At 34.7% G+C, this 16,384-nt stretch carries 15 protein-coding genes; 8 read left to right on the plus strand and 7 right to left on the minus strand.

Annotated features, from left to right (window positions below; translation table 11 throughout):
• Positions 1-50 precede the first annotated feature (50 nt).
• On the minus strand, positions 51-1,436 hold the full coding sequence (locus BED47_RS19905; protein ID WP_254664634.1) for an amidohydrolase family protein: 1,386 nt from the start codon (positions 1,434-1,436) through the stop codon (positions 51-53).
• Positions 1,437-1,510: 74 nt separating this feature from the next.
• Positions 1,511-3,067, minus strand: coding sequence for a glutathione ABC transporter substrate-binding protein (locus BED47_RS19910; protein ID WP_069035082.1), 1,557 nt, complete (start codon positions 3,065-3,067; stop codon positions 1,511-1,513).
• A 211-nt stretch (positions 3,068-3,278) separates the two neighbouring features.
• On the opposite strand from BED47_RS19910, the gene nikC reads away from it, so the two are divergent.
• The 8 genes from nikC to BED47_RS19950 all read left to right on the plus strand — a co-directional run bounded on the left by nikC (position 3,279) and on the right by BED47_RS19950 (position 11,409).
• Entirely contained in the window at positions 3,279-4,181 is a 903-nt protein-coding gene (gene nikC / locus BED47_RS19915) for a nickel transporter permease (RefSeq protein WP_069035083.1), read from the plus strand.
• A 12-nt stretch (positions 4,182-4,193) separates the two neighbouring features.
• Positions 4,194-5,114 (plus strand): ABC transporter permease, encoded by a 921-nt coding sequence (locus tag BED47_RS19920; RefSeq protein ID WP_025569271.1) that lies wholly within the window; start codon positions 4,194-4,196, stop codon positions 5,112-5,114.
• Between the two features lie 12 nt (positions 5,115-5,126).
• Positions 5,127-6,155 (plus strand): ABC transporter ATP-binding protein, encoded by a 1,029-nt coding sequence (locus BED47_RS19925; RefSeq protein WP_069035084.1) that lies wholly within the window; start codon positions 5,127-5,129, stop codon positions 6,153-6,155.
• Positions 6,155-7,141, plus strand: a complete 987-nt coding sequence (locus BED47_RS19930; RefSeq protein ID WP_025569167.1) for an ABC transporter ATP-binding protein — start codon at positions 6,155-6,157, stop codon at positions 7,139-7,141. Before BED47_RS19925 ends, BED47_RS19930 begins: the two co-directional genes overlap by 1 nt.
• A gap of 309 nt (positions 7,142-7,450) precedes the next feature.
• Positions 7,451-8,212, plus strand: a complete 762-nt coding sequence (locus BED47_RS19935; RefSeq protein ID WP_025569165.1) for a sensor histidine kinase — start codon at positions 7,451-7,453, stop codon at positions 8,210-8,212.
• Positions 8,209-8,907 (plus strand): response regulator transcription factor, encoded by a 699-nt coding sequence (locus tag BED47_RS19940; RefSeq protein WP_069035085.1) that lies wholly within the window; start codon positions 8,209-8,211, stop codon positions 8,905-8,907. Before BED47_RS19935 ends, BED47_RS19940 begins: the two co-directional genes overlap by 4 nt.
• Positions 8,908-8,910: 3 nt before the next feature.
• Positions 8,911-10,230 (plus strand): hypothetical protein, encoded by a 1,320-nt coding sequence (locus BED47_RS19945; RefSeq protein ID WP_025569163.1) that lies wholly within the window; start codon positions 8,911-8,913, stop codon positions 10,228-10,230.
• Positions 10,231-10,737: 507 nt separating this feature from the next.
• Positions 10,738-11,409 (plus strand): epimerase, encoded by a 672-nt coding sequence (locus tag BED47_RS19950; protein WP_069035086.1) that lies wholly within the window; start codon positions 10,738-10,740, stop codon positions 11,407-11,409.
• A gap of 56 nt (positions 11,410-11,465) precedes the next feature.
• Here the strand turns inward: BED47_RS19950 and BED47_RS19955 are convergent, their stop codons facing one another.
• The 5 genes from BED47_RS19955 to dnaJ all read right to left on the minus strand — a co-directional run bounded on the left by BED47_RS19955 (position 11,466) and on the right by dnaJ (position 16,206).
• Positions 11,466-11,663 carry a hypothetical protein gene (locus tag BED47_RS19955; protein WP_069035087.1) on the minus strand — a complete coding sequence of 66 codons (198 nt, stop codon included), beginning with the start codon at positions 11,661-11,663 and terminating at the stop codon, positions 11,466-11,468.
• A gap of 217 nt (positions 11,664-11,880) precedes the next feature.
• On the minus strand, positions 11,881-13,215 hold the full coding sequence (gene mtaB, locus BED47_RS19960) for a tRNA (N(6)-L-threonylcarbamoyladenosine(37)-C(2))-methylthiotransferase MtaB (protein WP_069035088.1): 1,335 nt from the start codon (positions 13,213-13,215) through the stop codon (positions 11,881-11,883).
• Positions 13,216-13,219: 4 nt separating this feature from the next.
• On the minus strand, positions 13,220-13,972 hold the full coding sequence (locus BED47_RS19965; protein ID WP_069035089.1) for a 16S rRNA (uracil(1498)-N(3))-methyltransferase: 753 nt from the start codon (positions 13,970-13,972) through the stop codon (positions 13,220-13,222).
• Between the two features lies 1 nt (position 13,973).
• Positions 13,974-14,924 carry a 50S ribosomal protein L11 methyltransferase gene (prmA, locus tag BED47_RS19970; protein ID WP_069035090.1) on the minus strand — a complete coding sequence of 317 codons (951 nt, stop codon included), beginning with the start codon at positions 14,922-14,924 and terminating at the stop codon, positions 13,974-13,976.
• 145 nt (positions 14,925-15,069) lie between these two features.
• Positions 15,070-16,206, minus strand: coding sequence for a molecular chaperone DnaJ (gene dnaJ, locus BED47_RS19975; protein ID WP_069035091.1), 1,137 nt, complete (start codon positions 16,204-16,206; stop codon positions 15,070-15,072).
• Positions 16,207-16,384 lie beyond the last annotated feature (178 nt).

Raw genomic sequence — 16,384 nt, forward strand, 5'->3', positions numbered from 1 at the left:
ATAGGCACGGGCATGTCCCCAGAAATACTTTGTAGGTTGCATATATTTTTCTAGTCCGTTGCAAAGGCTTCTTCATTTGCTTCATTTAAAACTGTGCTTTCATGAACGGTTTTTACATTTCTGCCTTCCATAATAAGTTTTCCATCTACAATGACATGGTCTACATCATTTGCTACTGTTTGAAATACTAAACGATGAACATGCATATATTCTGGAGTCAAATGTGGTTGATGAAGATTAACTGTTATGACATCTGCTTTTTTTCCAATTTCAAGTGAACCAATTTCATCATCCCAACCAATACATTTTGCTGCATCAATCGTGATCATTTCTAAAAGCTTTCCAGGTGGTAAATAGTAATAGTCTCTGAGCGCTGCTTGATGTACAAACTGTGTTTTCCTCATCGCTTGGAATAAGTCAAAGCTCGTAGATGGTGAGGTACCGTCTGTAGAAATGGCAACTGTTGCTCCCATTTCAATTAATTCTGTAATTGGTGTACGTGCATTAACTTGTCCAAAACCTGGAGAAGCACTAATATTTGTACCAGTTTCAGCTAATATTTTGGCTTCGTCGAATGAAATTCCTCGACAATGCTGAAGATGGACATCGGGACCTAATAGTGCATTTTCTTTATCTTGAATTGCTAAGTGAATCATTCCACCAAATGCATCTGAGTGAATTCTTGTATTATATTTCCTAGCAATCTCTCTTATTTTTTTAGCTTGATAAAGATCATGTTTTGTTAGTCCGTAAAGTCGATCTGGGGAAGTCGGATAGGAAGGATCTACGGACGTTACAATAACAAATGGTGTAATAAAGGCTCTTGTTCGATCATCATTTGCGTGATTTAATGCCTCGATAACCGCTTCGGCACCTTTTAAAACTTCTTCATATGTAACTTCTTTCTCAATTCTTTTCCCGTCAACCCATCTACTAAATGAATGTGGCCAAGGTGGGTTACACGGACCTGTACAAACTACTTCACGAACTCCTACTTCGTTGTAAGCTTTTGCATGATTTATTGCAAATATGGGATCATCAGATCTCGGCACTGAGCCTAACACACTAACGCCTGTTGTAATACCCGCTTTTAATCTTTCAAGTGCTGACAGCTTTCCTTCGTAGTACCAAAAATCATCCGTCACATAATGCTTATACGTTTTCGTCATAATCGGCATCCAAAAATCGATATTCTCCATCGCGATTGTTTTAAACATTGAATGACCACCATGACCATGAACATCTATTAATCCAGGTAGAATACATTGATGACTACAATCAATTACTTTTTTTGCCTCATACTTGGTATTCAAGTTTTCAGTCAAATCAACATCTACAATTCTTCCATTATGAATTGCAACTGCACCTTTTTCTATAATTCTTCTTTCTGTATCCATTGTGATAACAGTTCCATTAACTAATAGCAAATCAATCATTTTTATCCTCCTATTGCAAACTTCTCTTTAAAAACTGAAACAGCATAATAAATTATGCTGTTCCATTGAATTACTTATTTCACTGTTACATCATCAAGCATTAAATAACTTGCTGGGTTTAACCAAAGTCCTTTAACTGATGAGCCAGTAACTGCTAAATGCTCATAGTTACGAATAGGTACATATGGTACATCTTTGTTTTCAATTTCTTGTGCTTGAGCATAAAGTTCTTTACGTTTTTCGCTATCCGCTTCTTGACGAGCTGATTCAATTAATTTATCAACTTCTGGGTTGCTATAGAATGAACTATTTCCTGCTGCACCTTGGGATTTACTATCAAATAAGTTAAATTGGTTATAGTCGCCATCACCAGTAGCATTTCCCCATCCACCAATTGAAACTTGGTGTTGACCTTTTGCAATTGCATCAATATAAGCTCCGTATTCAAGTACTTGAATTTTCACATTAATACCAATCCCTTTTAATTGAGATTGAATAACCTCAGCCATATTTATTCTTTCTTTACGGTCACTAGTTGTAAGTGTAAATGATAGGCCGTCTTTAATTCCTGCTTCTTTTAATAGCTTTTTAGATTCATTAATATCGTAATTATAGCCTTTAATATTCGGATCATATCCAAATACTTTTGGACTCATTGTTGAATTTGCTTTTGTTCCAACATCGTTATATACACCTTTAATAATTGAATCTACTTCAATTGCATGTGCAATCGCTTGACGGACACGAACATCATTAAATGGTTTTTTCTTTGTATTGAAGCTTAAATATTCAACAGCTAGTCCATCTGTACGGTATAAATCCATTGTGTCAGAAGCTTCAATTCGATCGATTTCTGTTACAGGCACTTGATCAGTTACATGTGCTTCACCAGTTTCGATCATTGCTAGTCTTGTAGCATCTTCAGGAACTACTTTAAAGACTACACCATCAATTTTAGGTTTATTACCCCAGTAATCTTTATTTTTTTCAATTTTAATTTCTTCTCCTGATTTCCAAGATTTAAATACATAAGGACCAGTTCCAACTGGATTTCTCCCAATTTTATCACTGTTTTCTTTAATCGATTTTGGACTAATAATATCTCCTTCATTACTCATTAAAATTGATAAAAGTGGAGCATATGGGTATTTCAAAATAAATTGTACAGTTGAATCGTCTACCACTTTAACTTCTTTTATCATTTCAAATTTACCAGCTTGTGGTGATGCAGTTTTCGGGTCAAGAACTCGATCAAAATTTGTTTTAACTGCATCTGCATTAAATGGTGATCCATCTTGGAACTTAACGCCTTTGCGTAATTTGAATTCCCAAGTCACGTTATCTATTTGCTTCCATTCTGTTGCTAAAAGAGGTTTTGGCTCCATATTTTTATCTGGTTCAACTAATGTTTCATATACCTTTTCATAAACAACGTTAGCTGATGGTATATCAGTAATAAAATGTGGATCTAATGTAGTCGCATCAGATAGTCTAGCAACGACCAATGTTCCCCCTGCTTTTGCCTTTGTTCCTGTTGCACTACTGCTTGTTTGGTCTGATGTACAACCTGCAAGCGCAGTAGAAACTGTTAATAATGATGCAAATAATACTCCAGCTGTCTTTTTCTTCATTTTTTTCTTCCTCCTCTTATACTTGCCCCCATGATTCTCTTGTTCACCATTTTTCCTGAGTACGTAGGCTTATTCAAATTATAAAAAAAAATAAAATTTTATATTTTCAGAATCTTTACTCGTTTTTTAATTATCTTTACTGCTTTTCCGCATTATATTTACTTCAATTCTAATTTTGAATAAATTTAAACAAAGAAAAGGGGGAAAAAGAATGAAAACAGAGATTGTATTGAATAACAATGAAATCAAATTAGAAAAAAAAGAATCTCAAAAACTAAAAAGATGGAAAGTATTTTATAAGAAGTTTAAAAAAAATAAATTGGCACTAGTTGGTGGATATATCGTACTTTTTTATATTTTAGTAGCTTTTTTGGCACCACTTATTTCACCGAAGGATCCTTTTGCGATTGATTTAATGCATAAGCTACAACCTCCATCACTAGAACATTGGATGGGAACAGATGATAAAGGAAGAGATATTTTAAGTAGAATCATTTATGGAAGTCGTCTTTCAATTTCTGTTGGTTTCGTATCTGTCTTATTTGGTGCAATTTTCGGAATTACTCTAGGGTTGATTGCAGGTTATTACGGAAAATGGGTTGATACGATCATTATGAGAGTTGTTGATATATTACTAGCATTCCCAGGTATTCTACTAGCACTTGCGATCATTAGTGCACTAGGTCCTAGTCTAATTAATGTAATGGTTGCTGTCGGTATCTTTTCAATCCCAACGTTTGCACGAATCGTTAGAGGATCTACATTATCCGTCAGAAAGCTTGAGTATATAGACGCAATTCGTGCATTAGGTGCAACTGATTCAACAATTATATTCAAACATATTTTCCCGAATATTCTTTCACCAATAATTGTCCAAGCTACGTTAAAACTTGCTACAGCTATTCTTTCAGCAGCAGGCTTATCATATCTAGGATTAGGTGCTCAGCCTCCATCACCAGAATGGGGAGCGATGTTAAGCAGTGGACGTGATTACTTATTTACCGCACCACACATTGCCTTATTCCCGGGTATTGCGATTTCAACACTTGTATTAGGATTTAATATTTTCGGAGATGGACTAAGAGATGCTCTTGATCCAAGAATGAAAAAATAAGGAGGAAAGTACATGTTTCTATTTATTGTCAGAAGAATTATACAAACTATTCCAGTTTTACTTGGTGTAAGTTTAGTCGTTTTTTTAATCATGCAGATGGTTCCTGGTGATCCAGCAACACTACTTGCTGGTGAAGGTGCTACGAAACAAACAATCGAAATGATTCGTCATCAACTTGGACTTGATCGTCCTGTCATTATTCAGTATTTCGACTATGTTGTTCATGTATTACAAGGAGATTTTGGTGAATCGCTTCGAAATAATCGTCCAGTATTAGATGAGATTATGATTCGTTTGCCTATTACAATTGAACTTGCACTGGCTAGTATTTTCATTACAGTTGTACTTGGTATGCTAGCAGGAATTATATCAGCGACTAAACAGTACTCTGCAGCTGATATTACAATTATGATTGTCGCTTTACTAGGAATCTCTTTACCAAGTTTCTGGTTTGGTTTAATGCTGATCTACTTCTTTTCAGTTAATCTTCATATATTCCCAGTTGCTGGCTGGGGAACGTTTAAACATATGGTACTGCCAGCATTAACATTAGGTGCAGGTGGTGCTGCAATAGTAGCTAGAATGACTAGATCAAGTATGTTAGAAGTTGTTCGTCAAGACTATATGCGTACAGCAAGAGCAAAAGGATTAAAAGAACATGTCATTATTTATAAACATGGTTTAAAGAATGCTCTTATTCCTGTTATTACTGTTGTTGGACTTCAGTTTGGTGCATTACTTGGTGGTACCGTTTTAACAGAGTCAGTTTTTGCAATTAATGGACTTGGTAGATTAATTGTTGATGCAATTAGGACAAGAGATTTACCGATGGTTCAAGGTGGCGTATTAATCGCTTCAGTTATCTTTGTATTTATGAATCTAGCTGTTGATATTCTCTACCGTTACTTTAATAAACGAGTTGACTTGAATTAAGGAGGTACTACTATGAAAAAACAATTTGATGAAACAATTCTTGAGGTTAAAAATCTACAAACCTACTTTTATACAGATGAAGGAATAAGTAAAGCTGTTAATGGAATTAGCTTTAAATTAAAAAAAGGTGAAACACTTGGAATAGTAGGAGAATCTGGAAGTGGTAAAAGTATTACATCATTATCACTATTAGGATTAATCCCATCTCCTCCAGGAAAAATAACTGGTGGTAGTATTCTTTTTAAAGGTGAAGATTTACTAGCAAAAACGGAAAAGCAAATGCGTTCCATTCGAGGGAATGAAATTTCAATGATTTTTCAAGAGCCAATGACATCTTTAAACCCAGTTTATTCAGCTGGCGAACAAATTGCAGAAGCGATTCGTCTTCACCAAAAATTAGGCAAAAAGGAAGCTTGGGAGAAAGCAGTTGAAATGCTTCGACTTGTAGGGATCCCATCTCCTGAAAAACGTGCAAAGCAAGAACCACATGAACTTAGTGGTGGTATGAGACAAAGGGTTATGATTGCAATGGCACTTGCTTGTCATCCAGAAGTGCTAATCGCAGATGAACCGACTACTGCTCTTGATGTGACAATTCAAGCGCAAATTCTGGAATTAATTAAATCACTCCAAAAAGATTTAGGTACAGCTGTCATACTAATCACGCATGATCTAGGCGTCGTTTATGAAACTTGCGATCGAGTGGCTGTCATGTACGCTGGAAGAATTGTTGAATATACATCAGCAAAAGAACTTTATAATAACCCTAAGCACCCATACACAATCGGGTTATTAAACTCTCTTCCACGTCTTGATATGGATCAGGATGAATTAACAACAATACCTGGTACTGTACCTAGTCCATTTAATATGCCTAAGGGCTGTAGTTTTGCACCACGCTGTGCACATGCAAAGCCAATGTGTCATGAATCAGTGCCAGATTTACTAACACTCGACAAAAATACTGAAGTCAGTTGTTGGATGTATACATCACAATGGGAAACTGATCATACCATCATAGAGAAAGTAGGGATTGAATAATGGCATTACAACTAGTGGATAAAAAAATACTACTTAATGTAGATCATTTAAAACAATACTTTCCAATTAAAGGAGGCATTTTAGGAAGAACGGTTAATCATGTAAAAGCTGTAGACGATATTAGCTTCCACATTTACGAGGGGGAAACTTTAAGTATAGTTGGAGAATCTGGTTGTGGTAAGTCTACTACTGGTAGAGCCATTCTAAGATTAGACGAGCCTACAAGTGGGAGTATTCATTTTAAGGAAAAAGATTTATTAAGCTTAGGAAAAAAAGAAATGCGTAAAATAAGAAAGGATCTACAGGTAATCTTCCAAGATCCGTTTGCCTCACTTAACCCTAGACAAACAATTGGACAAATTTTAGGTGAAGCATTAGCCATTCAAAATGTCGTTCCAAAAGAAGAACGTAAAGCTAGAATTGAGGAATTATTAGGACATGTTGGGTTAAGACCAGAAGCAATGGAACGTTATCCTCATGAATTTAGTGGCGGTCAACGTCAGCGTGTCGGAATTGCACGTGCACTTGCTGTTGATCCAAAACTAATTATTTGTGACGAAGCAGTTTCTGCACTAGATGTTTCAATCCAAGCCCAAGTATTAAACTTATTAAAATCGTTGCAGAAAAAATTCTCACTTACCTTTCTTTTTATCTCACATGATTTAGGTGTAGTAAGACATATTTCTGATCGAGTAATGGTAATGTATTTAGGAAAAATTGTTGAGATTGCTGATAAAAAATCAATATTCGAAAATCCTCAGCATCCTTATACACGTGCCCTATTATCTGCTATTCCAGTACCGAACCCGGTACATCAAAGAGAAAGAATTATCTTAACAGGAGATGTCCCTTCTCCAATCAATCCTCCAAGCGGCTGCCGTTTTCACACAAGATGCCCTTTCGCGATTGATATTTGCAAAACAAAAGCACCTGAATTAAAATTATCTGAGCAAAATCATCAAGTTGCTTGTCACATCATTAATTAAATAGTATTCTTATAGGCATGAAGTGAAGGAAAAGAAGAGAATTGATCCTGCCATGTAGAGATTCTACTTCTAATAATTAGATATAAATGCTTATAAAATTGGATTATAAATCGAATGTTGATTCGATTAAGATATTGTAAGGCTCCTATGGAAAATACGCGAAGATTAGAGACTCCTCTAAGAAGCTCCAATAGGATGCTCAGCTTTCGTTCCCTTCCATTGGAGCAACTTTCGTTGAAATCACCTAATTATAAACAAAATTTTCAAAAAAATTAAAAATATTATTAAAAAAACTAATTGAGGTTCTTCATGCTTAGTTACGAGGGATTTACTTTACTAATTATGCTATTTATTTTAGCTCCTATTATGGGAGCTATTGCTTTATTATTTTTGTTTATCTTTGAAAAAAGAATTGACTTACTTGAAAATAAAAATAGAGAAATTCGGTTAGAACATGCATTACAAGAAGCTCAATACAATAAATTAAATCAGCAAATTCAACCGCACTTTTTATTTAATACACTTAATGTCATATTAAGCTTAGCGCGTTTAAATCGAACTTCGGAATTAATCCGAGCCCTAGAAACGTTCTCTCAATTTTTAAAATTTAAATATAAATCATCCGAGCCCTTAATCCAGTTAAATCAAGAAATACAATATACTCAATATTATTTAGACATTCAAAATCTACGGTTTGGTGATCGTCTTAAAACAGAGTTAGATTGTCCAAAAGATTTATTTAATGCGCTAGTTCCCCCTTTCATTTTGCAAACCTTAGTAGAAAATTCATTTAAACACGGTTTAGAAAAAAAGATTGGAGAAGCTTTACTGGATATACGATTTTATCAAGATTCCGAGCTAGTCTGTTTAGAAGTTATAGATAATGGTTTAATGGGAATGACTAATACTTTTTCTAATCAAGAAGGCCATGGATTAGATAATATAAAAAAGAGATTACAACTATATTTTGGTAATAGTGGTCATGTACTGATTACTTCAAATGAATCAGGAACAAATGTTAAGGTCGTCTGGCCTCTTATATATGAGAGTAAAGGAGGGAAAATAAATTGAATGTGTTATTAGTAGATGATGAACCATTAGAGCTTGAACAGATGGAATATTTAATAAAAAATATGTTTCCATTATGGAAGTTTTTTAAAGCTGCTGATGCATGCCAAGCCATCACAATTAACCAAAACCATAAAATTAATATTGCGTTTCTAGATATTAATCTACCTGGACGTTCAGGACTGGAGTTTGGTGAAGAGCTTAGAGCACTAAATAAAGACGTAGATATTATTATGGTTACAGCATATCAAAGTTTTGATTATGCACAACAGTCAATCCGAATCGGCGTTCTAGATTATTTAACTAAGCCAATAATAGAAAGTGAATTATATAAAGTTTTATCTAAATATAGTGAGACCGACACATCAAACCAATATTCTAGTTTAATCCATCAAACTCTTTTATATATTCATGATCATTTCGCTGAAAAACTTTCTCTTTCTGATGTTGCTCGAGAAGTTCATACGAATCATACTTATTTAAGTAGAAAATTTCACGAAGAAGTCGGTGTGTCGTTTTCAGAATATTTAATAGACTATAGAATACAAGCAGCCAAGCGATATTTAACAAATAATCCAAATTGGAACATTTCAGATGTAGCAGAAAACTCAGGCTTTAATAGTCAGCATTACTTTAGTACTTTATTCCGCAAAATTGAGGGCATTACTCCGAAAGAGTATCGTGAGAAAGGAAAATAAACCGTGAATTCACGTTCATTTAGAGAATACGTACAAGGACCTATTCAAATTGGAATGGGAATGGGAATTATTTCTCTCTTGGCACGTTGGGTAACAGGAACTACGATATTATCTTCGCCAGAATCAATGATTAAATATGGTGTATTTGGTGGAATTGGATATGCATTTTTAGGTGCGATTGCATTATTTGTATTTAGTTTTATCGGGAAAAAAGTTCGACAGGAGTACCCTGATGGTTTAACAATTGGAGATTATTTGAAGAAGAAACTACATCCACTTGGTTATTGGATTATGATTTGTATTTTAATATTAACTAGTTTACACATATTATATATACAGTCGATGACCGCATCTACGTTATTTCATTTTCTTTTTAATTTACCGTTGTACATAGAAATAATCATATTTATAAGCTTTTGTGTACTTTTTGCAGGTTTTGGTGGATTAAAGATGATACATGGATTAGCTGGATTCCAAGTCATTACAATGTTTGCAGCGGCAATTTTAATTCCGTTGTATTTTTTCGTAAAAGAAGGCGTTCAACCCGTATATGATGGGATTAAACTATACCATCCATACATGCTAGTCATTGATCATTACGATTTATGGGGTTTTTTATTTTCAGGTTTATTAGTTGGATTTGGTCAGTTTTTCTTTGACATTACTTCATGGCACCGATTATTTATGATTGAATCGAAAAAACTACCTTTAACATTCTCAATATCCGGCTTAATTTGGTGTATTTTCCCACTTTCATTTTCATGTCTTTTTATTATTGTTATATTTACAGGTGGATTTACAGATATTCAATCAATTTTAGTTGGTTTAGCAAATAAAATTACAACACCATTTTTTTTCATACTCTTTGTTTTATGTGCATTTAATGCGATTACATCAACATTTGGTGCGGTATTACATTCGCTTGCTAGTTTAATCATTATCAATATAATCGAACCATTTCGCACGATAAAAAATGATCAAAAAAAAATAAAACTTGCTTATCTTCTATCCGTGATGATTGGGGCGATCATCTTTTTCGCTACAATTATTCAATCAAAAAAAATTATTGAACTATTATTTTACTCAGGAAATGTCTATTCTGCATTGTTATTTCCAATTTTAGTTATTGTCTTTAGTAAGGGGAAAGTCGGTAATTACATTCCAATTAGTATTGTAATTAGTATCATACTTTCTTATATTGTTCAGCCGTATGTAGGTGAATTTCAAAGTATTTGGTTGAGTTTATTATTTTCTATTGTGATTATTATTTTAGGTTTTACAATCCAATTTTTTAGTAAGAAAGAGTCTGTAAATATGTCATAAAGAAGAGCTAATCAGTTGAATTGATTAGCTCTTTACGCTGTTGAAAAACAATCTTGTCAATTAAATTACCAAATTTTCGTAAAAGGAGTAGAGTGATGTTGATTTCCACTACAGGATGCTCGCTTTCCATGGGGCGAGACCTGAACCTCCTCGGCAAGCCTGTGGGGTCTCAGCCTTCCCGCTTATCCCATAGGAGTCGAGCACCCCTCCGTTCCAATCACCATATTCATCAAAAAAAGACTGCTATAAAAACCTAATCAACTATCCTTTACTTAGAGTAATAAAACAATTGTTTATTAATCAATTTGTAGGTCAATTAATATCAAACATTAATTTATAAACTAATCAATTGAATTTGTTTTTCTAAAAGATAGCTCAGGATTTTCTAATATTCACTTACATATTTTGAACGTTTATTTTTCAGTTTTAAATTGCTTAAAAATAATTTATCATTTATTATTTGCCCATGAGACTAAAGCGATGAAAATAGATTATGGAGGTTACATTATGAAGGTTTTACTTTTTGGAGCAACAGGAATGGTTGGTCAAAGTGTATTAAGAGAATGCTTACAAGATTCTTCTGTTAGCTCGATTTACTCAATTGGTCGTAGTATTACAGGGATTCAACATGAAAAATTGTATGAAATTAAGCATTCTAATCTACTTGATTTATCTCCAATTGAAAGTCAATTATCTGGATTTGATGCATGTTTTTTTTGTTTAGGTGTTTCATCATTTAGAATGACAGAGGAAGATTATCGTAAGATTACATATGACCTTACCCTATCCATCGCACGTACATTATCAATGTTGAATCCACAAATGACTTTCATTTATGTCACTGGATCAAGTACCGATAGTACTGAGAAAGGTCGTATAATGTGGGCTAGAGTGAAGGGGAAAACAGAAAATGACTTATTAAAGTTACCGTTTAAAGCTGCATACATGTTTAGACCAGGTGCAATTATTCCACATAAAGATATAAAATCAAAAACTAAACTATATCAATACGGCTATAACATAACGAAACCTATTTATCCGATCCTAAAAAAATTCTTTCCAAATTCAATAACGACTTCAGAACAAATAGGTCGTTCAATGATCAATATTGCAAAAGCTGGTTATCATAAGCCATTAATTGAGGTTGAAGATATTAATAAGACAGCAGAAAAAAGATAAGTAAAAAGAGAGTATAGGGAAAAGATATTTCCATCTTTCCCCCATTCCTCTCACCATTAAGTATTTAAATATGGAGCTCCTCGTCTTGTGTTAGCTGCAGAAGATGCGTCTTCACTTGTATCTAGGTATGGACTGCCACCATCGTCATAATTAATTTTATTAGAATCGTCGTTTTCACTCGTGTCTAAGTATGAGTTGGTAGCAACGTGGATATGGTTGTCATCAGTTTTTCTTGATTGATTATCTTTTGACATGATTATTTCACCTCTGTATTTATATTGTGTATAGATATAAATTTAAAATTACAGGTAGTTTGAGGGAATTAATTTTTAACTCTATTTCAAAGGTTTACTCTTCTTGAACTACTTATTTCTTAATAAGAAATCAGACAAAATTGCTCTTGGTAATAATAAAAAAGGATAGATAATCCAGATATATTCTAGATTATCTATCCTTTTATTTATTTTATCCTTAGTTAACAGCTACATCTTCTAATACTCGGACAAATTCACCTTTATTAACTGGATAACCAGCTTCAGCGATTTTAACTTTTACAATTTTACCGATCATGTCTTCTGTTCCTTCGAACACGACTTTCAGATAATTATCTGTGTAACCAATTAATAGTCCTTCTACACCATTTTCTGTATACTTTTCTTCCGGAATGACTTCTAAAACATCTCCATCAAACATTGAAGCGTATTCTTTTGCAAGCTGATTTGATAATTCAATTAAACGATGTACTCGTTCATTTTTAATTTCTTCGTCAACTTGATCTTCCATACGTGCAGCTGGAGTACCTGTACGTTTAGAGTATGGGAATACGTGTAATTCAGAGAATTTATTGTCGCGAATGAAATTGTACGTTTCCATGAACTCTTCTTCAGATTCACCTGGGAAACCTACGATTACATCAGATGTAATTGAACAGTTTGGTAATACTTCGCGTAGTTTTTCAATTCTTTCAGCAAATTCAGCCATTGTATATTTACGACGCATACGTTTTAGGACTGTATCTGATCCTGATTGTAGTGGTACGTGTAAGTGACGAACAACAATATTTGAATGACGAAGAACTTCAATTACTTCATCTGTGATTTGGCTAGCTTCAATTGAAGAAATACGAACACGTTTTAATCCTTCAACTGTTTCTAAATCTTTTAATAACATTGCTAAGTTGTAATCTTTCATGTCTTGACCGTATCCACCAGTGTGAATACCAGTTAAAACAATTTCCTTATAGCCTGATTCAACTAATTGCGTAGCTTGTTTTACAACTTCTTTTGGATCACGAGAACGCATTAAACCACGTGCCCAAGGAATAATACAGAACGTACAGAAGTTGTTACAACCTTCTTGAATTTTTAATGAAGCACGTGTACGGTCAGTAAAAGCAGGTACATCTAGCTCTTCATAAACTCGTGCTTTCATGATATTCCCTACGCCATTAATTGGCTGACGCTCTACACGATATTGCTCGATATAATCTAGCATTTTAGTACGGTCCTGTGTACCAACAACGATATCCACCCCAGGAATTGCCATGATTTCGGCTGGAGATGTTTGTGCATAACATCCAGTTACACAAATTACTGCATCTGGATTTTTGCGCACGGCACGACGGATTACTTGTCTACTTTTTTTGTCACCTGTATTTGTAACTGTACAAGTATTAATTACATAAACATCAGCTTTTGACTCGTATTCAGTACGGTCATAACCTGCTGCTTTAAACAGTTGCCAAATTGCTTCTGTTTCGTAATGGTTAACTTTACAGCCTAATGTATGAAAAGCTACTTGTGGCATTTCTTCACCCCATTAATTCAAAATGAAAGGAGGCAGCAGCTAAAACATAAAATGGTGCTGTTTCTGTTCGTAGAATTCTTGGTCCAAGTCCACAAAGCTTAGCACCTTTTTCTTCTAGCTGATTAACTTCTTTCTCCGACAAACCACCTTCTGGTCCGAAAACTACTAATAATCGTGATCCTTCTTTTAATGACTGGAATGTCTGAACAAGTCCTGCTGATTCTCCTGTTTTTGCACTTTCTTCATATGCAACAATACACGCATCATAATACTGTATTGAGTTAAGTAATTGTTGAAAAGATGCTGGCTGTTCCACGGTTGGTACAATAAATCGATATGATTGTTCAGCCGCTTCTTTTGCAATTTTTTGCCATCTATCAACCTTTTTACTAGCTTTTTTATCATCTAATTTAACAATTGATCTAGCTGCAGCAAAAGGTAAAAAACCAGAAGCACCAAGCTCCGTACCTTTTTGTATGATTAACTCTAGTTTATCACCTTTTGGTAGTCCACTAGCAATCGTAATTGATATTGGCAGTTCATTTGTATTCTCAACATATTCTACAACAGCTGCCGTTATTTGTTCACTAGAAATATTTGTAAGTGTACAACGAACTGTTGAAGAACCTGGAACTGTACAAATGATTTCTTGATCTTGCTTCATTCGCATAACATTTGCAATATGATGAGCATCATCACCAGTTATTGAAACAAGATCATTTTGAAGCTGCGTTTCTTCTATAAAATATCTTTGCATCTTACATTCCTTGTTCTGGCTTTTTTGCAATAATTGCAACCCAGTCCTCTAAATGTAATACTTCCTTCACTTCAAAACCAACTCGTTTAAGCTCATTTTCGATGTCTTCTTGTTTAGCACCAATAATTCCTGATGAAATAAATGTTCCACCTGGTTCTAAAACATTAAACACATCGTCTACGAAACGTAGAATAATTTCAGCAAGTAAGTTTGCAACAACTACTTGGAACGGACCTTCAATTCCTTGTAGTAAGTTACCTTGTCCAACTTTTATAACATCGTCAACTTTGTTTAATACAACGTTTTCTCTTGCACTTCGAACAGCTACATCGTCTAAGTCATAAGCTTCTATATTTGTAGAGCCAAGTTTAGCAGCTGCAATACTTAATACTCCTGAACCAGTACCTACATCAATTACACGGTCCGTTGATTTAACAACTTTCTCAAGTGCACGAATACACATAACAGTTGTAGGATGAGTACCAGTACCAAACGCCATTCCCGGATCTAGTTCGATAATTAATTCGTCTGATGATTTGACTTCATACTCTTCCCAAGAAGGTACAATTGTAAAACGATCTGAGATTGAAATTGGATGATAATATTTTTTCCATGCAGTCGCCCAATCTTCTTCGTTTACTTCATGCACAGCAAATGTATTTTTTCCTAAATCAATATCATATGAAATTAAATTATTAATTGCTTCTTTTATACCGTCGATTGTATCGTTTAAAAAACTATTCACAGGAAGGTATGCTTTAACGATTACACCTTCCTCTGGATAATCTTTTGGGTTAAGTTGGTAGATTTCACCGTAAACCTGTGCTCGCTCCTTCGTCAAATCAAACACATCCTCTATGACAACACCACTTGCACCAACTTCGTGTAAAATGTTAGAAATCGGTTCAACCGCATCCTGTGTAGTGTGAATACTTAATTCTGACCATTTCATAAACTACCAACTCCATTCATACTCTCTTCTTTACTTGGCAATACCCTCTAATCATAGTCAGAATTAGAGGGTGCCATTTAAATTACTTCTTCTATTTAGTGTTTCCACTTTTTACCTTAACTAACGTACTGAATTAATAACTTCTTTATTGTTCGCCAAAATTCTTAACTGCACGCTTTAACTTTGTAAAGAAAGAATCGTGTTTGTCGTCTTTTTGACCTTTGCCAATATTATAAAACTCCTCAAGCAATTCTTTTTGACGGCTTGTTAGTTTTGTTGGTGTGATAACTTTTACGATTACGTGCTGATCACCTTGACCATAACCACGTACATCCTTGATTCCTTTACCTTTTAAACGCATTCTAGTACCAGTTTGCGTTCCAGCAGGAATTTTCGTTTTTACTTTACCATGCAATGTAGGAACTTCAACTTCATCACCTAATGCAGCTTGTGCAAAAGTTAATGGAAGCTCGCAGTAAACGTCATTTCCATCACGTTCAAAGAATTCATGCTCACGAACATGGAATGCAATATATAAATCTCCAGCAGGACCACCATTTTTACCTGGTTCACCTTGGCCTGAAAGTCGAATTTGTTGTCCATCATCGATACCAGCTGGTACTTTAACCATAATTTTCTTACGAGTTTTCACTCGGCCTGCACCATGACAAGTATTACATTTATCTTTAATAATCTGACCAGTACCTTGACAGTGTGAACATGTCGTACGGTTCACAATACGTCCAAATGGAGTATTTTGTTCAACACTCATTTGTCCTGAGCCATGACAATGATTACATGTTTCTTTTGATGTACCAGGTTTTGCACCTGAACCACTACATGTATGACATGTTTCTTCAGTTGGAATTTCAATTTCTCTTTCCATTCCAAATGCTGCTTCTTCAAACTGGATCGTCATTGTATATTGTAAATCAGCTCCAGCTCTTGGTGCGTTCGGGTCACGACGACGTCCACCGCCACCGCCACCAAAAAACTGACTGAAAATATCTTCAAATCCACCGAATCCGCCGCCGCCAAATCCGCCGCCGCCGAAACCTTGGTTTGGATCTGTATGACCAAACTGATCATAATGAGCACGTTTTTGATCATCTGATAAATTTTCGTATGCTTCTTGCACCTCTTTAAACTTTTCAGGTGCATCAGGATCCTTATTAACGTCCGGATGATATGTTTTTGCTAATTTACGAAACGATTTTTTTATTTCATCTTGTGATGCACTTTTACTCACACCAAGCACATCATAGTAATCACGTTTACTCATAGTATTACAATCCGCTCCTTTCACATAAAGAATATTTTAACATATCCTGTGCATTTCTAAAAGAAAAAGAGGAAGTCAAAGTCAAGGCTACCCTGACTTTGACTTCCCTTTTTTAGATATATATATATTGTCTAGTTCCAGGCGTTAGCCCCTCGAGGTCATAAGCCCAATAACGGTA

Origin of the sequence: Gottfriedia luciferensis (assembly GCF_001712755.1) — a bacterium.
GTDB lineage: Bacteria > Bacillota > Bacilli > Bacillales > Bacillaceae_G > Gottfriedia > Gottfriedia luciferensis_B.

Excerpts from the sequence above, each read along its gene's own strand:
- BED47_RS19950 (WP_069035086.1), top strand. The coding sequence starts at position 10,738 with ATGAAGGTTTTACTTTTTGGAGCAACAGGAATGGTTGGTCAAAGTGTA.
- BED47_RS19935 (WP_025569165.1), top strand. The coding sequence starts at position 7,451 with ATGCTTAGTTACGAGGGATTTACTTTACTAATTATGCTATTTATTTTA.
- BED47_RS19925 (WP_069035084.1), top strand. The coding sequence starts at position 5,127 with ATGAAAAAACAATTTGATGAAACAATTCTTGAGGTTAAAAATCTACAA.
- nikC (WP_069035083.1), top strand. The coding sequence starts at position 3,279 with ATGAAAACAGAGATTGTATTGAATAACAATGAAATCAAATTAGAAAAA.
- BED47_RS19910 (WP_069035082.1), bottom strand. The coding sequence starts at position 3,067 with ATGAAGAAAAAGACAGCTGGAGTATTATTTGCATCATTATTAACAGTT.
- dnaJ (WP_069035091.1), bottom strand. The coding sequence starts at position 16,206 with ATGAGTAAACGTGATTACTATGATGTGCTTGGTGTGAGTAAAAGTGCA.
- mtaB (WP_069035088.1), bottom strand. The coding sequence starts at position 13,215 with ATGCCACAAGTAGCTTTTCATACATTAGGCTGTAAAGTTAACCATTAC.
- BED47_RS19955 (WP_069035087.1), bottom strand. The coding sequence starts at position 11,663 with ATGTCAAAAGATAATCAATCAAGAAAAACTGATGACAACCATATCCAC.
- BED47_RS19965 (WP_069035089.1), bottom strand. The coding sequence starts at position 13,972 with ATGCAAAGATATTTTATAGAAGAAACGCAGCTTCAAAATGATCTTGTT.
- BED47_RS19920 (WP_025569271.1), top strand. The coding sequence starts at position 4,194 with ATGTTTCTATTTATTGTCAGAAGAATTATACAAACTATTCCAGTTTTA.
- BED47_RS19930 (WP_025569167.1), top strand. The coding sequence starts at position 6,155 with ATGGCATTACAACTAGTGGATAAAAAAATACTACTTAATGTAGATCAT.
- prmA (WP_069035090.1), bottom strand. The coding sequence starts at position 14,924 with ATGAAATGGTCAGAATTAAGTATTCACACTACACAGGATGCGGTTGAA.
- BED47_RS19905 (WP_254664634.1), bottom strand. The coding sequence starts at position 1,436 with ATGATTGATTTGCTATTAGTTAATGGAACTGTTATCACAATGGATACA.